Consider the following 17,658-nt stretch of genomic DNA (forward strand, 5'->3'; position numbering starts at 1 on the left):
GTTCGTTCATAGCCGGGTCGGTTGGCTATTAAAAAAATTTTCTCCGCGTTTCCAATAACCAGGGTTTTATATCCTTCCATGAGAACACTTCGTAGTGGGTCTGCTTGTTCCATAGTTTAAGAAATTCAAGTAAGGTTTTCAGTCGCCCTGGGTGAGATGGTGGTAATTGCAGTTTGTGCGGTGGTTTCAACAGCAACAAAAGCAAAGCATCAAAATCACCCCAAAACCAACGAGAACGAATGCCAACACGATACTGGGGTACCGGATTTCTGATCTGTTTTAATTGGTAATCCGTCATGATCAAAGGAAAATTAACGCCGGCATCAATGGCCAGTTGCAGTGAACCCCAATAACGCGCGTTGATTTCCATAAGTTTAGGTTCATTATCATCTTCATCCAGTTTGAACTCCACCATGGCTACGCCATTCCATTTCAAGGCTTTGAGTAATTTATCCGTGTATAACTTTGCCTTCGGATTAACTTCGGTACTCTCCCTCAAAACACTAACGCCCCCTGACGGAGGTTTTTCCCTCAAACGACGATGACTGAAAATTGCCATTAATTGCCCATCCGCATAACAGGCAAAAACCCCAATCCCTGGGCCGTTAATTCTTTGCTGCAAAAGAACAGGATATTCCTCTTCCGGTTTATCTTCTAATGATTTACGGAGTTCCTCAGAGTCATAGGCATAACTGACTCGTGTTAAAAGCCAGCCTGACTTGGTTTTTACTCGCGATCTGGAGGGTTTGATGACCACCGGGTACGGAAATGCCGGATCCAGTGTTTCCAGATCTAATATGCTGTTCAGGGTGTGCGTTCTCGGAATGGGAACATCCAACTTGGCGGCTAGGTCAAATACATGAGCCTTGTTCGACGCATTGGCGATATTAAAATAGTCGGAAAATGCCAATTTACATTTTCCTTGAAACATTTCAGAGTTCTCGGTAATTAACAAAGTGGTAATCTCGGAAACCGGTATAACTAAATCAATTTTTTGTATTTCGACTTGCTGGAGTACATCCTCAACAAACTTATCGCTATGTCTCACCGGGTCTGCGTAAGTAAATTTACCATGGCAATATTTGGATGCTGAACTAATAGAGTCTTCGGTTTTTTCGCCACAAAATACGGTATAACCTGCTCTTCCTAATGAACGGGTGATGGCCAGGGCTGCACGGTTATTTCCGTCAGTTAACAGAATGTTCATGTTATAGCAGCCCTAACACGCGGCAGAAAAAAATGGGAATGCTTGCCGATACGGCATTGTTTACATTGACTCGTTTTAACATGAATGGGTTGTCGTTTGCGCTGACATGACCGCGTTGGGTGGTGAATGCTACTTTGTAGTTACATTCCTCACACAGAGAAAGCGTGTCTTGATTGTAGTCCCCATTTGGAAATGCAATGGAATCGATGCTTAAGCCGGTTTCGGTTTCTATAATGGTTTTAGAATGGCTAAGTTCATTTCTCTGCCGGTCACGGCTGAGTTTGGGTAACATCGTGTGAGACTGGGCATGTGACCCATAGTAGATAATATTTGAGTCCATGGCACGAACCTGATCCCAATTCAGGTAACTATCCATGTTTTCCAGAGGAAACTTTATATTCTGATCGTGCATGTATTGCTCAAGATCACAAAGCAAGGTTTCGATAGTTTCGGGCGACTGATTTTTTTGTTGGCTGACAAATTTTAAGATCTCATGGTCAGGGTCATTTGATTTCATTTCAAAACCCATACGCCCAAGTAGCTGTGCATGTTGGGCTAAATCTTTACAGAGTATATGCATGGTGTTACATAGACGTTCCTGCCAGAAAAGTTTTCCGGTGCCCATGTAGTCTGTCGGTAAAAAAATAATTGCAGGAATATTTCGTTTCTTAAGCTGTGTGTATGCGTGATCGTGATTATCTATCCAGCCATCATCGAAGCTAATCAGGCAGCTGGGTTTTTCAAACGGGATTTTCCGGTGTAGTGATTTAACAAACTCCGGCGCCGACAAAACTTGAAAATGTCTTTTGAGAAAATCCAGTTGCTTCTCAAAAGACTTTTCGTCAACAATTATGCCTTTATGTGAATAGGTTTTGAGACCCGGAGTCTCGGGAATGACACGGTGATACATTAAAACCACGGCTTTACCTCGCATGACCCATTTTTTAAACAAAAACAGCAGGCCTGAATAGTAAAGCAAAGCACATATAAGTCTTTTTATCAGTTGTTTAAAGGTGTGCAACATTTGTGTGTCCCACTCAAGAACTAATGAGTATATCAATGGTTTTATCTAAGGATTGTTGGTTCATGTATGCCTGGGTCGGTAGTGTGACAATCTCTTTTGCAACCTGGCATCCTCCAGGACAATTTAGGTCTCTGCGATCCAAAGAGTTACGCAACTGCGGAACATTTATTATTGCCTCAGGGTATGAAGTGGTGGCGCCGATGCCGGCCGCATTCAGTTTATCTACGATTTGATTTCTATTATCGGATATTAACAGCGGCAGTCTAAGATAGACCGGTTTAGACTGCTTGACAGGATGTATCGGCGTTATGGATGTATAAGGTTCTAAGGTTTGAATCATGTATTCTGCATTGTGAATTCGTCTGGAGTTGATTTTATCCAGGTCCTCAAAAAGCGTAAATGCCATATTTGCCATGACCTCGGAGTAAGCATGAACCGGGTAGTCTGTGGTGTATGGGGTGGTTCCCAGACTTAACAGTTTGGCGGCAATCCAATAGTACCGAGGCGGAAGAAGCAGCGAGTAAGCGCAGAGTTTTACGGTGTCTGCCATTAGACTTAGTGAAGATTGCAGCGGCAGGCTATTTACGGTTTCATCAAACACTTGACTAAATTCCGCATGATTGCTTACCACTATACCGCCTTGGATAGACGTGATGTTTTTCCCTTTGTCCAAGCTGTAAATACCGACATCGCCATAGGTTCCGGCGTATTGATCTGCAATCATTGCCCCCATGCTTTGTGCGGCATCATCAATAAAAAACACATTATGCTGCTTAGCGATGTTGGTTATCGCCGGTAAATCGTTGGGGAACCCGTAAAGGTTGGAACTGACTATTGCCAGAACTTTGCTGAAATCAAAACGATTGAGTGCGTCGAGATCATAGCTTAAGGTGCCGGGGTCAATATCGCACACGCGAATCTTTAACCCGGCTTTTTCCACTGACCCAGGGACTGAGTAACAGGTATAGGAGGGGATAATCACTTCGTCTGCTCCCGGATGGGGCGCCAGTGTTCTTAGGTCTCTAAGGGCCAAATAAAGCGCCGTTCTTCCTGACGAAATAAATTGACAGTTGAAAGTATGAAACTTTTCCTCGATCGCGTGTCGGAATGTTTCAATAGACTTTTTACCCGATAGTGATTGTGCTAACCATTTCATCAATACACGGGTCGGAATTGGAGTGCCGGCAGGAGCGAAATACTTTGGCATCGAGGTTGCTCTCAAGGAATTCTATTGGCCAACAAGGGGCCAACCAGGGTGGTCACTTGCAGTGGAAGTTTTCGCCAAAGCTTTATGGCAAGATCATATTTGGGATTGTTTACATTTAACTGAGGTATCTCGTTGTTTTTATTTAAAGCGTATTGCCAATAAAGCTGTAAAGCATTTGCATTCCACTTCTTTTTAAATTGCTCACTATTGGATTCTGCGCTGGATCTACCCAAATGATAAGAACTGAATCCTTTTTCACTGGCATCTTTGATCATATCCCAGTATAAGGCGTAATTTGGTTGTGCTTTACGGTATTCAGGCAATGCGCCTGCCCACATCCCTTCCACGGTATTTTTGTAATAACCATTGAAAGCGGCAGCAACCGGGTTGTTTCCCATGTAACAGACAAATATTCGGGTGCTTTCACCGAACCGATTTAAAATGGATTCGAAATATTGTTTTCGATATATAGGGGTACCGTGATTCTTCCATGAACCGGACAATACCGTGAAAAAATCGTCCAACAATTCCAGGTGCCCCGATCTCACAGATAGATTATTTTTGTAAGCTCTTCGTATATTGGTACGGTGTTTGGAGCTAAAACCGTTCCACACCGTTTCTGGGTCGTTACTCAATTGTAGTGACATACTTATCTTGTGTAAGGATGTATGTAGTTGGATTTGTGGTGATGCGAGTTGTTGTAGCGACCGAATTTCCAGGTAATCCGCTCCTAAAGAGCGGCTAAGTACTAAAGACTCCTCAAGCAATTTTTCCTGGATTGCTGTGTCATTGCTGCAGGGGCCTCCAAAATTCACAAATGGCATTGAGCAAAGTATATTGCCAAACAACACACTATTGACATGGATCAAAGGAAATGCCCCGACGATAGTGTTGGAGGAGTCGAAAGCCGCTAAAAAATAACTTCTATTTCCCAAGCAGGACTCGTTAAGATCCATCCACTCGCACCGATGGTAGAATGATGCATTAATATTGGATTCCAAAAACTTATTCCACTGTTGGCAATAGGATGAATCAACAGGTTTAATTGTTATATTCGGGGTGTCTTGTTTCAATGCAGTTAAATCCGAGTGAAAATTAAATTATTTCCGCCAGAGAAAATATCAACTGTCTGGCGAGTTGCTGTCTGCCCAATGAGTTAAGATGCCCACCGTCATGAGTGTATTTGCTGTGTAGTACAGGGATCATACGGTTATTAATTTTAACGGTGCTGTCTTTATTGTTCACGTACGATTCCCAGCGGGCAAGATCAAACAGGGGTTCTTTGCCGTTATACAGCTTTCTGAGTTTATTGTTATATATTTCACGTTTTTCGTTCAATTTTACATCTGTTGTGTACTTTCCCGCTAGTGATTTCAGTTTGGGCACCCACGCCGGGCGCACGGTGGTAATGGGAACGGTGCAATGTAAAATCGTTAATTCCGGGAATCTTTTTAATACTTTTTCCATGGCTTCTTGATAAGAATTTAGTAATTGGTCCAAATCGGTTTGTGGCTCTATATCAACATAGCACAGCTTAACAAAACAAATATCGACGCTTGCGCCAATGCCATTGTCCAGTACCTTAACGAATTCGTGTATTTTCGAGATGGGGTTCCGATTGGTACCGATGCGTTGATGAGCAAATACCGGCTTTGAAAATGTCCCAGCGTCAAAGTTTTCAGTAATGTTGAACTCTCGCTTGAAATCAAGCTTTTCGATACCCGCCATCAGGTCGAAGCCAACAGATTGATGAGCGAAAAACAGTTTTTTTTCAGCCAAACGGTGAATCAATGCGCTTAAGTGGTCCATGTCTTCCGGGTTCATAATTATCGAACAAAATAGCCTAGTGCAGCAGTGTGAGTCTGTCTCGGCCATCCTGAGACATTCTGCCGTCCGTGGCATGAAAATTGGGGATTCATGGTTCGAAAGTTTCCAAAGTAAAAAATAGAGTTGCTGCATAACACGGTGTTTTTATTTGAAAAAATAGTATACCAAAAAAATCGTCCAGATTCAGTAGCGCAGTGAACAGCTGACTTTTTGGAGTACCCGACAAACGGTAAATATTTCGGTACCAAAACAAAAAAATTGGTGATTTATCAGGTGATTATGCTGATCTAAATAGGTAGAATAGCGGGGAACAAATTAATGCTCGATCTGTTGCAAATAACTCCAATAAATACAATTACATAGAAGTTGTCGAGAAAGACAACAGGATTTCCTATATGGTGTTTGAATACATATTTTGGCTGATGTTTTTTGGGTGCTTCTATGCATATTTTGGCTACCTGTTGCTGCTCAAGTGTATGGCCTATATTTACGAGCCGCCGAAGGATCCGGCCCCGAATTATGATCTTCCCTTTGTGTCTGTTTTAATCCCTGTACACAATGAGGCTGCCATAATAAGAGAGAAAGTTGCCAATTCCCTGGCGTTAGACTATGAGTCGGGTAAGCTGGAGCTGGTCTTCATATCGGACGGTTCCACTGATGAGACCACCGAGATTCTGAAAGCGTATAGCGAAAAAAACATAATAGTGGTGGAAATCAGAAGTAGAAAAGGTAAAGCAAACGCGCTAAATGTAGGGTTGGAGCAGGCTGCAGGTGAAATAATAGTGTTCTCTGATTCTTCAATTATGTTAGAGAAAACGGCTGTCCGAAATCTGGTTGCTCCCTTTGTAGATCGACGTATTGGCGCCATTTCTGGTGAAGATCATATTCGAGAAATGGGTGGGGAAGGCCTGTACGGGAAATACGAATTGTACTTGAGAAATCTTGAATCTAAAGTCGGGTCTATTGTCGGCGCCAGCGGATCTTTTTATGCTCAACGTAAAGAACTATGTGACCCTTTTGTCGAAGGAGTTGCCCCGGACTTTTTGTCTGTATTGAACACTCTGGAAAAGGGCTATCGGTGTGTCACCGAGCCGGGCGCAGTGGGGTTCATGACCGCCTTGCAAGATCATAAAGACGAATATAACAGGAAAATACGGACGCTGGTCAGAGGGATGGCGGCATTGTTTTATAAAAATAATTTGTTGAATCCATTTAAGTACGGGTTTTTTGCCATCGAATTGTTGTCTCACAAACTGGCCAGATGGTTGGTGCCCGTTTTTATGATTATATTGTTGGTCAGTAATCTGTTTATGCTCGATCAAGCACTGTATGTTGTGACATTTGGGTTGCAGTTAGTGTTCTACATCGCTGCGATATTCGCGCATCTCAAGGTGATGTCTTTACATAAGCAAATTATCGGTAAGATTCCGTTATATTTTTGTGCAGCCAATCTGGCAATTCTGGTGGCATGGATACGCTATATCAGTGGCGTTCGTCAGGAAATTTGGCAACCAAGTAAACGATCCAGTAGTTCAACTCGGTAATCAACGATCAAAATGAAAGAAGAACCTTTTTACTTTCCAAACAAGAGATGTCAGTTATTTGGGATATTGCACTATCCTCATACAACGTGCCAGGGTGGGTTTGTATTTTGTCATCCGTTTGGCGAGGAGAAACTCTGGGCGCATCGAGTATTTGTTAATTTTGCACGTTTGCTAGCTCAACAAGGGTTTGCCGTATTGCGCTTCGATTTTATGGGGAACGGGGACAGCGAAGGGAAATTTGAGCAATGTACCGTTGAATCGAAAATATCGGACATCAACGTGGCCATAGCACAATTAAGGGAAAAATGTCCTGATGTGGGGGATATTGGATTATTAGGTTTACGCTATGGAGCCAGTTTGGCTATGTTAGCTCTAGCGCAAAACCCACAACAAGGACCGTTGATTCTCTGGGACCCCGTTCTAAGTGGTGCCAAATATATGAACCAGCTATTACGGGCGAATCTGACAACACAACTTGCTACGCATAAAAAAGTCATACATAACCGTAAGGCGCTTATAGACAGAATGAACAACGGTACGCCCGTTAACATAGAGGGATATTTATTGTCAAAAGACCACTATGATCAGGCATTGGAAATAGACTTGACCAAAGAGGCGGATAAAATTAAAAACAGATGCCTTGTCGTACAGATAGGTAAAGATGGCCAAGCGATCAGCGAGGGATTAAGTCAATTCAGCGACATGTTGTCAGGCGGTAGCTTAAGTAAAGTCGTGGAAGACGAGTTTTGGAAAGAAATTAAGCGGTTCTATAATAAAGCACCTGAACTGTATCGTTGTACTTTAGAGTGGCTTAGGGGGTAGTTTCTGTGAAGTCCGAAGCAGTTGTTTTTGAAAACAAATCAGGGCAGAAGCTGTTTGCCGTGATGCAGGAACCTGAGCAGGTTACATCCGACGTGGGTATTATTTTATTACCGCCTGGTGTGAAAATGCGCGTCGCACCGCATCGTCTTTATTTGGATATGGCTGAGAGATTCTTGGAACTGGGTTTTGTTGTATTTCGTATGGATTTTAACGGTTTGGGAGATTCGGAAGGCGAACACACTGAGGTGTATTTAGCAGATCTGTATAACGAGGTGCAAAACGGCCGCTTTGTGGATGACACATTGGCCGGTATTGAGTATTTGGCAAAGAAATCCGGCGTAAAGCGTTTTATCCTCTCCGGTTTGTGCGGTGGTGCCATAACGGGTTTGCTGGCTGGTGAAATGGATAAACGTGTAATCGGGGTTTTGGGGTTAGGACTACCCATAATATTTGACGTTAGTGAAAGTGATCGATATAAATATTTGACAAAAGGCCAAATCGAAAATTATAAGTACCGCTATATTAAAAAACTATTCAGCTTAAAGGCCTGGTTTCGCTTGTTGAGCGTTAAAAGTGATTATAAAACTATGGCTGTAATTCTAAAGCAATTGCTCGGCCAGAAAAAACAAGAATCCACCCAGGTAGTGGTTACTGATGCCGGTGAAAGTACCATTGTCGGCAACGTGAATCCACGATTTTCTCCGGCATTTTTTAACCTGTTGCAAAGATCCGGTAATATTCTTTTGATATTCAGTGGGGCGGACCGCTTGCAATGGGAATTTCAAGAAAAGTTTTATGATCCCAACCGGTCGGCCTTGGAAAGGTTTTCTGACTATTTTTCCATCCATACAGTGGAAAATGCCAACCACATATTTTCAGAAAACAATTGGAAAGCGGAGATGCTGTCCGTGTCTGAAGGTTGGCTGAAAAAACACTACCTTGAGAATGTTTGATTGAAATGAATTTGTTTTTCATAGCCTATTTATTTGTAATTGTCAGCGAATATGTTGGGTTGGGATACGAATTCAGAATTATCCAAAAATTACATTTACCCTTGCTGACTGTTTTATTGCTATTCATGTACTTGATGGTCAAAAATGGTACCGAAGTATTTTCCTCAAAACTTGCTAAAATGTTAATGGTTTTCGTTGCGCTAACATTTTTTGCAATGGCTCATTCTTACGTGGCGACGTACAGCTTGAATGCATTTAAAGCGCATTTTGGGTACTTTATGCTGTTTGTTATTGGGTATTATTTGTTAGACTCGCCCAAGCGATTGGAACAGTTAGCCAAAGTTTATGTCCTTATATTTATATATTTGATATTTATTAATATAGAAAAACTTGGCGGAGCGCGTGTAGGACATTTTAGGGCGGGTTATTTCCTGGGGGACGGTAACGATTTTGGCTGGGGTATTTTAGTTGCATTACCATACGCAATTTATCTATTTCGAAGCAGCAGCTCAATAGTCAAGAAAGTATTGGCAGCAACGGCAGCAATTGTCTTGCTGTTTGGGATTGTGGGAACGCAGTCCAGGGGTGCCTCTTTGGCGTTAGCGGCCTCTATGGTGTACTTGTTTGTGTTTTCCGGCAAGAGCAAAGTAGCGGGCATAGTGACTCTGCTTGTGATGGGGTTGGTCGCGATTCCGTTTTTACCCGATAAATATCTGGGTAGAATGGAAACCGTTAAGTCCTATGAAGAAGATAATTCGGCTATGGCTCGCATCAGAGCCTGGACATCGGCTACTCAAATGGCTTTAGACCATCCAATTCTTGGTGTCGGAGCGGGAAATTTCCCTACGGCTTTTGGTCGGTTTTACCTGCCCAAAGACGCACCTACCGGGAAATGGTACAACGCACACAGTATATATTTCCTTACGTTGGGGGAATACGGTTTTCCCGGTATTATTATATTAATATCGATAATAGTGGCCAATTTTAAAACCAACCGGGCTACACTGCTGCTGATACAGCAAACCAAAGATGGGACTGTACCGGAGATGTGGCCCAATCTGATAAACATGGGATTGATTGCTTATTCTGTAGGTGGGATGTTTTTAGGTGGACTTAATTATCCACATATCTATGTCATTAGCGGAGTCACTTTGGCTCTGCACCGGATGGCGAAAAAGGAATTAGAAACAAGCAAAGGTGAAATTAGTGAAGAAAGCGAAAAACAGGTACCGATACGTAGACGCTATTACTAGACATATAGTAACAAGTTTAATTTGTGTTTGTTGTGCGCAGAACGCAATCGGTTCACCAAGTCAGGAAAAAATCATGCAGGAAGAAAAATCAGTACAAAACCCTGGAAAAAGTATAGTGATAATGGGAGCATCATACGCAAAATCCTGGGGTGTTCAGTCCATTGCCGGATACAAAGTGATTAACAAAGGGCAGGGCGGACAGCAGACAGCTGAAGTATTGGACCGATTTCAAGCGGATGTTGTTGCCCTCAAACCCAGAGCAGTTCTGCTTTGGGGGTTTATAAATGACATCTTCCGCGCCGGGCAAAAAGACCGTACGGAGTTACATCAGGATATACAACGGAATATAGAGAGTATGGTTGAGTTGTCTCAAAAAAATGGGATTGAGCCCATCTTGGTGTCTGAAGTGACTATCCCGAAACCTTCCGGTCTAATGAATCAGTTAAAAGGGCTGGTTGGAAAAATATTAGGGAAAAAAAGTTATCAGGATAAAATAAATGAACAAGTTATTTTATTGAATCAGTGGTTATTGTCGTTGGGGAAACAGAAAAATTTACTGGTTTTGGATTTTCACCGAGAACTCGCAGCCGATGATGGATCCAGAAAAATCAATTATACTCAGGAAGACGGCAGTCACATATCTGAAAGTGCCTATGAGCGTCTTACACAATATGTGTTTGCAGAAGAGGGCCGTATTGCTCAACACCTGGAAAACAGGAAATAGATACGGGAGATAGAGGACTTTCAATTACTGCGCTGTAAGCTTTAACCTAATGTAATTGGAAATGTATTCAGCAACAATTCGATGACCTTCTACAGTGTAGTGGTCTTCATCCAGAAAGTATTTTTTAATAAGCACTTCACGATTGGTGTCACGAGTCAATTCCGAGTCGATTCTTTTTGAAAAAACGTCTGTGAAGTCAATTACATCTATATTGTTTTGTGTGGCAAATTCTCTCAGAATGGTTTGGGGGGACTGCAAGCTGGTGTCAAAAATTTGAAATGTATGGGGAAAAATCAGTATAGTGCTGTTCAGATGATGTTCGGCAGATATATTTTTAATTTTTGTCATTTCATCGATAACAAGTTTCCATGCGTTTTGTATATCCTTGTCCTGAGTTGAATTCATAGCCATGTACATGACGTTGTATTTTTCTTTTTCCTTTTCTTGATTCACGGATTGCTTATGTGTGCGGATTTTGTAAAGCAGACGACCGTAGCCTGTTTCGTTGACAAGGTGGCTCAGAACTCTATTACTAACTTGTGAAACCTCATGGTAGTCGATCCCTTTACCACCGAATTGTTTATTCACAATAAATGGTTCAATGACGTCATTCATGCAAAAGCCGATAAAAACCATATCCGGTTGAAAAACGAGTGATCGACTAAGCACCTGCCGTTCCTGAAATGTAGAATATCCTTGAACACCTGTATTGATTATTTGATAGGACTGGAAATTACCCGCAGGTTGCTTGGTAAGAAGTTGTTCGACTTGGTTTGGAAAAGCCTCACGGTGGGTTACGCCGTGTCCCATCGTAATGGAATCCCCCAGCATTAGTGCGCGAAACTCATTTGCAGCCTTTTCAATTGGGAATTCGTCGTCATGGTGACCGTAAGGGTTGGTTTGAATTAGCTTGTTATCAAACTCCTTACCCCAGGTTTTAGTTGCGTTCGGTCTGTGTACGAAATGATTTTGAAGATCCGGCATCCACAAGGGCAAACCGAATTTGGACAATAAAAAGCGATCTGACATGAGAAACAGTGACAGTATCAAAATCATGAATATAACGTTCTCAATCAAGGCACTTTTTGTTTTTGAGAAGACAACTCCAGCGAGAATTAGGACAGCGGAGGTCCCAATGCCCCAATAGAAATAAATCAGGAAAACATCCTGGAAATTGATATGCGTGTCTCGCCAGTATTTTCCCATCCACGGGTTAATAACCAGTGCGGATAACAGAATGGCAAAACCACAAAACGCAATGAACCGGCCTATAGTAATTTTTGTACCAGGTTTTAGGGAAATGTTTTCCTTATCTTGCAATTATATATACTCAAGAATGATCAATTAAAACAGCGTGTATATAAAAGGTGCAACGGCAGACCCTTCCGACAACACCACTAATGCCCCAAGTGCGAGCAGGATCAGAATGATAGGGGCAAGCCAAAACTTTTTGCGGGCGCGCATAAATCCCCACAAATCTCTAAGTAAATCTAACATTAGAACGGTTTCTCCATTTCATTTGGTACACGAGGTTTACTCTCTACACGATAACTCTTTGATTCTTGATCCAGTGTTCTCTGCATGGAGTCTTTGCCCAGTAATTTCAGTATCAGACCGATCGGGGTAAAAACCAGATAAAATACCAGCGCCAAAATGATGCGGGTATTTATGTACCCCATGACGGCCCCGAACTTCATCCAGGCAATGTAAACAGGTTTTAATATCGGTGGGTATGCGGCGGCAGTTGCAACAAATATTGCGCATACTATCCAGGGCCACATCGGCCAATTGCCGGTGATCAGGGGAATAAGAATGCCAAAAAGCGATGCCAGGATTACACCAAAGGTGATCCCAAAACTTCTTAACATTTTATTGTCTATGCTATGATTTTCCATGATCAGTCCAACTCGAATTCGTTCTTCCAGCTTTCGTCTTTTTCCCATTTGGGTTGCTTAGACTTTTCCAGTAAAAAATTTTCCAATACCAGGTAGTCCATTTCAGTGCGCATAAAGCAACGATAGGCATCTTCAGGGCTGCCGACGATGGGTTCACCGCGCACATTAAAAGAGGTATTAACAATGATGGGACATCCGGATCGCTCAAAAAATTGACTGATTAATTGATGATACCTTGGGTTGGTGTCTTTATGTACCGTTTGAATACGAGCCGAATAATCAACATGGGTCACCGCAGGAATGTCGGAACGCTTAACATTCAATTTCTCAATGCCGAAAAGCTTATTCTCACTTTCGGACATTGAAATCCGTAAGTTTTCCTGTACCGGAGCAACTAGAAGCATGTATGGACTTTCGTGATCCATTTCGAAATAATTGGCCACCTGATCTGACAACACCGATGGAGCAAACGGTCTGAATGATTCCCGGTATTTGATTTTCAAGTTCATAACCGACTGCATTTTCTCACTTCTGGGGTCCCCGATAATGGATCGACCGCCCAGTGCCCTGGGGCCGAACTCCATTCGACCTTGAAACCACCCGACAACATTTTCATTTTCGAGAATGGCCGCCAGTTTTGGCATAAGTTCATTGTCATCCAGTCTTTGGTAGACAGCACCTGTGGTGTCCAGGTAATGCGTAATTTGTGCATCAGAAAAACGTGGCCCCAAATAGGATCCGGACATGGAGTCTTTTCCATTAACAGATCGAGGTTTGTCCAGGTACTCATGCCAGGTGGATAAGGCGCTGCCCAGGGCTCCACCGGCATCGCCGGCGGCCGGTTGAATCCAGATGTCTTTAAAGGGACCTTCTCTAAGCAAACGACCGTTAGCAACGCAGTTTAGTGCCACCCCGCCTGCCAAGCATAAATAATCGCATTGTTGTTCTTTGTGTAAAGTATCAGCCAATCGTAATACAACTTCCTCGGTAACGGCCTGAATGGATCGGGCAATATCCATTTCCTTTTGTGTGACTTCGGATTCGCTTACGCGGGGTGGTCCTTGAAACAAAGCATGGAATTTATCATTGGTCATTGTCAGACCAGTTGCGTAATTGAAGTAACTCATGTCCAGACGGAAGGTACCGTCCGGTTTCAGGTCGATCAGGTGCTTCAGAATCAGGTCCACATATTTGGGTTCGCCATATGGAGCCAGGCCCATAAGTTTATACTCACCCGAGTTTACTTTAAAACCGGTATAGTACGTGAACGCAGAATACAGCAGGCCGAGAGAGTGTGGGAAATCGATTTCCCATAACGGTGTGAGTTTGTTGCCATCACCTAACCAAGCGGTGGTTGTTGCCCATTCTCCGACACCGTCCAGGCACAAAACCACGGATTTTTCAAAAGGGCTGGGATAGAATGCAGATGCGGCATGGGACTGGTGGTGTTCTGCAAACAGCAGGTCAGGCAGCTCAGATTGTGAGCATTGACCCAAGGCAGATAATTCTGTCTTTAGTGTCTTTTTTAAAAATAGTTTTTCCTTCAACCAGATTGGCATTGCAGCAAGAAATGAACGAAACCCATTAGGTGCATAGGCTAGGTAGGTTTCCAGCAAGCGTTCAAATTTCACCAAAGGTTTATCGTAAAATACAATTTTGTCAACATTGGCCAGCTCAACTCCCGCTTCATTCAAACAGTATGCGATGGAGTGTTTTGGGAAACCGGCATCGTGTTTTTTTCTGGTAAAACGTTCTTCTTGTGCTGCTGCTATGATTTTTCCGTCCAGAATCAGTGAAGCGGCGCTGTCGTGGTAGTAAGCGGAGATACCTAATATGGTGGTCATGGAGAAATTGTTCTATCCATCAACAAGTTTTAAATTAGCATTATATCACTCGTAAATATAAATTTTCATTACGCATAACCAGAGGAGTGTTGTCGATATTTTTTACAGATGAAATGAGAAAAATCAAAATCATTGTTATAACATTCTGTAATAAAAAGAGAAAATTAGTTTGCACCAAATATGCATTAAACTGAATATGCGCTATCAAGATTGTGGATAGAGAGAACCAATAAGGAAATGGAAATGAAGCAAAGCATCAAAGCATGCTTATTTGGGGTACTGTCGTTATTAACAACTTATTCACACGCTGTTCTGATTGAGCAGGACTATACTTCCGCAGGAGATGGTCGTATAACGTATGATGATTCCACAGGACTGCAGTGGTTGGATTTATCCGTTACATCAAATTGGTCCTACAATGATGTCACCAGCGAGTTTGGATCCGGCGGTTTATTTGAAGGTTGGCGTTACGCAACTGTAAACGAGTTTCGCGACCTCGCTGCAGAAGCGGGAATCTATGTTCCTTCAACTCCTGCAGATTATTACGGAATTGCGGATGAAGTTATCGCGTTGCTGACCTTGTTGGATGCACCGGGGTTTACGCCCACAAGCGGTATACAGAGTTACGGCACATTGGGACAAACTCGCGAGGAATTTTCCGGTTCAATCCCGCCCGAGCCTTATCGGGATGACTTATTAGCCGGCTTTCTTGGTTTGGCTTTTGATGCTGCGGGAATACCCATTGGTTATTTTGATGATCTTTCCTATTCGATAGATCCCACGTCCGCCAGTTATGACGGTAACTACTTGGTTCGTGTGTCCGTGGATGTGCCGGAGCCGGGAACCGTATTTCTTCTGGGAATTGGCCTGTTTTGCATTGGAATCGGTCGCCGGGCCCAAGCTTGGCGGGGTAAGTCAATCAGCTATGATCTTTTCAAATTCGGCAAGATTGGCGTTCCAGGTTTGAACCAGTTCTTTCTTTAGCACAGTGATTTTTTGTTGTAATTCATTTTTATTGCTAATGGAAAAAGAGATTTTGTCTGCAATATCCGCCGCGGTATTGTCAGTGAATACAGCACCATTGCCAAAGTATTTCTGTAGGGCCACAGAGTTTGATAACAACAATGGTGTTCCCGCGCCGATAGCCTCATAGGCTCCGCAAACCAGGCAGTTTTCACGCGTGGTCAGGTCAATAACCAGATCCGATTCAAAAAGTTTATTAACAAATTCTTCCTCAGATATATATCCGGTTAAAATGATATTGGGTGGTAAGTCTTTTCCGAACAGTTTTTCCCGACCCTTACTGTTCCCCGTGATATAAATACAGATTGTCGGGTCGATCTTTTCAGCGGCTTTAATGATCTCCAGGTAGGGCTCATCGTCTGCCCAGGTGCATATAAATAATACCGTACCCGGTTTTTTGTTAGGCGTTATGTTCGGGAATTGTGGTAGTGGGTCTGGAATGACGAATGCGCGGCCACCTAGGCTTTCCACGTGTTGTTTTAGGTCTTCGGTAGTTACGATGGTTTGGTAAGCATTGCGAGTAATGAACCGGGTGATAGTATTCAGCAATTTATTGTTTCCGGCCATCGGGAACAGGCCGGCATAATGGGCATCCACGATAATGGGTTTGTGAAATAGGCGGCCCAACACCACCGCAAATAGGGCTAGTAAGAAAGATGGGTTTTGTACGAATATGGTGCGAGGCCATTCTCGCAGGATGATGAACATCGTTAGAAAAACGACCACCGGGTAGCGCAGTGGACGACTCAACTTGTAGTCAAGTTGAAACAATTTGGCTTGCAGGTGACGACTTAATGTTCGATTTCTGCGCTGGTTTTCCCAGGTGATCCAGATTCTGTCAGTCATTGGTATCTGCGGGATTAGTCATGGGTGTGCGCCGTAAGATATTTTTCTTTGTATAGCTCATCGTATATGATTTGTACTTTAGCAACTCGGTTGGCAAATTCGAATTTTTCCAACACTTTTTGCTTTCCGTTCTGAGCAAGTTGGTTGGCAAAATCCATGTTTGAGATCATTTTGGTCAGGCCTTGGGCAATTTGATCCACTTCTCCTGCTTGGACCAGTATACCTGTTTTTTCGTTTTCAATAATGGATGGTACGCCACCTACGGATGTGGCCAGGACAGGGGTATCCATGCACAGCGCTTCCAGCACCACATTGGGAAAACCTTCGGTGTAGGAGGTCAAGGCGAGAATATCAATATCTCGGAACACCGGTTTTATGTGATGCTGATGTCCAACAAATACGACATGGTCTGACAAACCAAGTTCCTGCACTAAGGTCTCCAGGCCGGGTCGGGTCGGGCCGTCTCCTGCCAATAGAAAACACACATTGGAATGTTGTTTCACAATTTTCGACGCAGCCAGAATAAAATCTCTTTGACCTTTTTCTTCGCTTAAACGACCAATATTGCCAATTAAAAGCTTGTCGTGTGCAATGCCGAATTGGTCCCTGATAACGTTAGCCTGAAAATTTTCCGCTATGTAGTCGTCTGCAACAATTGCGTTGTAGATTAGCTCCAGTTTGTTTTCAGGCACCCTTTTCCTCAATAGCTCGTCCCGAATCGGTGGTGACACGGCGATGACTTTGTCAAAGTAAGGTAAAACCCGCTTGCCCAATTCGATGTAAATTTTGCTTTTCAGGGTATTGGTTATCCAACCGTGTGCGGTCGTCATTACAGGAACCTTGTAAATCTTTGCCAGAAACAAGCATAGAATATCGGATTTATACTCGTGGGCATGCACTATGTGAATGTTGTATTTCTTGACGACTTGGTAAATATTTTTAACGACCCGAGGGTCAAACTGATGCCGGGCTCGAATGGGAATTATGGATACGCCTCGTTGTTTCACGGCTTGGTAGTAAAGATTGTGGGATTCGTCCTCGTGGTCCAGTAATAACAATCCTATATGCAGTTTGTACTTGCTTTGATCGATCCTACAGGTGGTTTCCAGTACGGTCTTCCCGGGACCACACAGTTTATTGGTATCCCGTAAATGTAAAATATTTATCATACAGTTCGTTATGAGGCTGATTGGATCAAAAGGTGATCAGTTTAACAAATTTGCATGGCGGTAGGGAAACGAATAATCCAAAGGAAAGGGATGGGCAGTGAAACTGTGATCAGCTGGTCAAAAAGTAACCTAGATTAACTGAGGATTTGGGATAACCTTTAGTACGAATTTAGAGAAAGTGGGATTCGTAATTGACGTGTTTGTAACGATATAAGACAATATCAGTCGATTGGCCTGAGTATATTTGTTTGGTCTGATAAGGTCGGTTGGGCACTTTATTTGCAGATCTTATATCCCTTACTTCAACAAGCACGTTCACA

17 protein-coding genes are annotated in these 17,658 nt (G+C 43.0%); 6 read left to right on the top strand and 11 right to left on the bottom strand.

Annotated features, from left to right (window positions below; genetic code table 11):
- Positions 1-28: 28 nt before the first annotated feature.
- The 5 genes from OEY58_10570 to OEY58_10590 all read right to left on the bottom strand — a co-directional run bounded on the left by OEY58_10570 (position 29) and on the right by OEY58_10590 (position 5,217).
- Positions 29-1,207 (bottom strand): ATP-grasp domain-containing protein, encoded by a 1,179-nt coding sequence (locus tag OEY58_10570; GenBank protein ID MDH5325895.1) that lies wholly within the window; start codon positions 1,205-1,207, stop codon positions 29-31.
- 1 nt (position 1,208) lies between these two features.
- On the bottom strand, positions 1,209-2,231 hold the full coding sequence (locus OEY58_10575) for a polysaccharide deacetylase family protein (protein ID MDH5325896.1): 1,023 nt from the start codon (positions 2,229-2,231) through the stop codon (positions 1,209-1,211).
- A gap of 13 nt (positions 2,232-2,244) precedes the next feature.
- The gene (locus tag OEY58_10580) at positions 2,245-3,387 is read right to left on the bottom strand and encodes a DegT/DnrJ/EryC1/StrS family aminotransferase (protein MDH5325897.1); all 1,143 of its coding nucleotides are present in this window, start codon (positions 3,385-3,387) and stop codon (positions 2,245-2,247) included.
- 62 nt (positions 3,388-3,449) lie between these two features.
- A complete protein-coding gene (locus OEY58_10585; GenBank protein MDH5325898.1) occupies positions 3,450-4,511 on the bottom strand; it encodes a FemAB family PEP-CTERM system-associated protein in 1,062 nt (353 codons plus the stop codon).
- A 22-nt stretch (positions 4,512-4,533) separates the two neighbouring features.
- Positions 4,534-5,217, bottom strand: coding sequence for a hypothetical protein (locus OEY58_10590; protein ID MDH5325899.1), 684 nt, complete (start codon positions 5,215-5,217; stop codon positions 4,534-4,536).
- Positions 5,218-5,660: 443 nt separating this feature from the next.
- Here OEY58_10590 and OEY58_10595 point away from each other — a divergent pair, with 443 nt between their 5' ends.
- The 5 genes from OEY58_10595 to OEY58_10615 are packed head-to-tail and all read left to right on the top strand — an operon-like array spanning position 5,661 to position 10,561.
- Entirely contained in the window at positions 5,661-6,809 is a 1,149-nt protein-coding gene (locus OEY58_10595) for a glycosyltransferase family 2 protein (GenBank protein ID MDH5325900.1), read from the top strand.
- A 12-nt stretch (positions 6,810-6,821) separates the two neighbouring features.
- Positions 6,822-7,631, top strand: coding sequence for an alpha/beta hydrolase (locus OEY58_10600; protein MDH5325901.1), 810 nt, complete (start codon positions 6,822-6,824; stop codon positions 7,629-7,631).
- 5 nt (positions 7,632-7,636) lie between these two features.
- Positions 7,637-8,584 (top strand): hypothetical protein, encoded by a 948-nt coding sequence (locus OEY58_10605; protein MDH5325902.1) that lies wholly within the window; start codon positions 7,637-7,639, stop codon positions 8,582-8,584.
- 5 nt (positions 8,585-8,589) lie between these two features.
- Positions 8,590-9,837, top strand: a complete 1,248-nt coding sequence (locus OEY58_10610; GenBank protein MDH5325903.1) for an O-antigen ligase family protein — start codon at positions 8,590-8,592, stop codon at positions 9,835-9,837.
- A complete protein-coding gene (locus OEY58_10615; protein ID MDH5325904.1) occupies positions 9,791-10,561 on the top strand; it encodes a GDSL-type esterase/lipase family protein in 771 nt (256 codons plus the stop codon). Before OEY58_10610 ends, OEY58_10615 begins: the two co-directional genes overlap by 47 nt.
- A 24-nt stretch (positions 10,562-10,585) precedes the next feature.
- Here the strand turns inward: OEY58_10615 and OEY58_10620 are convergent, their stop codons facing one another.
- Genes OEY58_10620 through OEY58_10635 form a run of 4 tightly spaced genes read right to left on the bottom strand, consistent with a single transcriptional unit; the run spans position 10,586 to position 14,300 of the window.
- Complete coding sequence (locus tag OEY58_10620; GenBank protein ID MDH5325905.1) at positions 10,586-11,881, bottom strand: GDSL-type esterase/lipase family protein; 1,296 nt, start codon at positions 11,879-11,881, stop codon at positions 10,586-10,588.
- Positions 11,882-11,905: 24 nt separating this feature from the next.
- Positions 11,906-12,058, bottom strand: a complete 153-nt coding sequence (locus OEY58_10625; protein MDH5325906.1) for a DUF5989 family protein — start codon at positions 12,056-12,058, stop codon at positions 11,906-11,908.
- Entirely contained in the window at positions 12,058-12,504 is a 447-nt protein-coding gene (locus OEY58_10630; GenBank protein MDH5325907.1) for an SxtJ family membrane protein, read from the bottom strand. Before OEY58_10630 ends, OEY58_10625 begins: the two co-directional genes overlap by 1 nt.
- The gene (locus tag OEY58_10635; protein MDH5325908.1) at positions 12,459-14,300 is read right to left on the bottom strand and encodes a carbamoyltransferase; all 1,842 of its coding nucleotides are present in this window, start codon (positions 14,298-14,300) and stop codon (positions 12,459-12,461) included. Before OEY58_10635 ends, OEY58_10630 begins: the two co-directional genes overlap by 46 nt.
- Positions 14,301-14,543: 243 nt before the next feature.
- Here OEY58_10635 and OEY58_10640 point away from each other — a divergent pair, with 243 nt between their 5' ends.
- On the top strand, positions 14,544-15,284 hold the full coding sequence (locus OEY58_10640) for a PEP-CTERM sorting domain-containing protein (protein MDH5325909.1): 741 nt from the start codon (positions 14,544-14,546) through the stop codon (positions 15,282-15,284).
- On the opposite strand, the gene OEY58_10645 is transcribed toward OEY58_10640, so the two are convergent.
- Together OEY58_10645 and OEY58_10650 are read right to left on the bottom strand one after the other, a co-directional pair.
- On the bottom strand, positions 15,216-16,169 hold the full coding sequence (locus OEY58_10645; GenBank protein ID MDH5325910.1) for a glycosyltransferase: 954 nt from the start codon (positions 16,167-16,169) through the stop codon (positions 15,216-15,218). The two genes, OEY58_10640 and OEY58_10645, sit on opposite strands and share 69 nt — an antisense overlap.
- A gap of 14 nt (positions 16,170-16,183) precedes the next feature.
- The gene (locus tag OEY58_10650; GenBank protein MDH5325911.1) at positions 16,184-17,338 is read right to left on the bottom strand and encodes a glycosyltransferase; all 1,155 of its coding nucleotides are present in this window, start codon (positions 17,336-17,338) and stop codon (positions 16,184-16,186) included.
- Positions 17,339-17,658: the final 320 nt, after the last annotated feature.

This window comes from Gammaproteobacteria bacterium (assembly GCA_029882975.1).
Lineage (GTDB): Bacteria > Pseudomonadota > Gammaproteobacteria > SZUA-152 > SZUA-152 > JAJDNG01.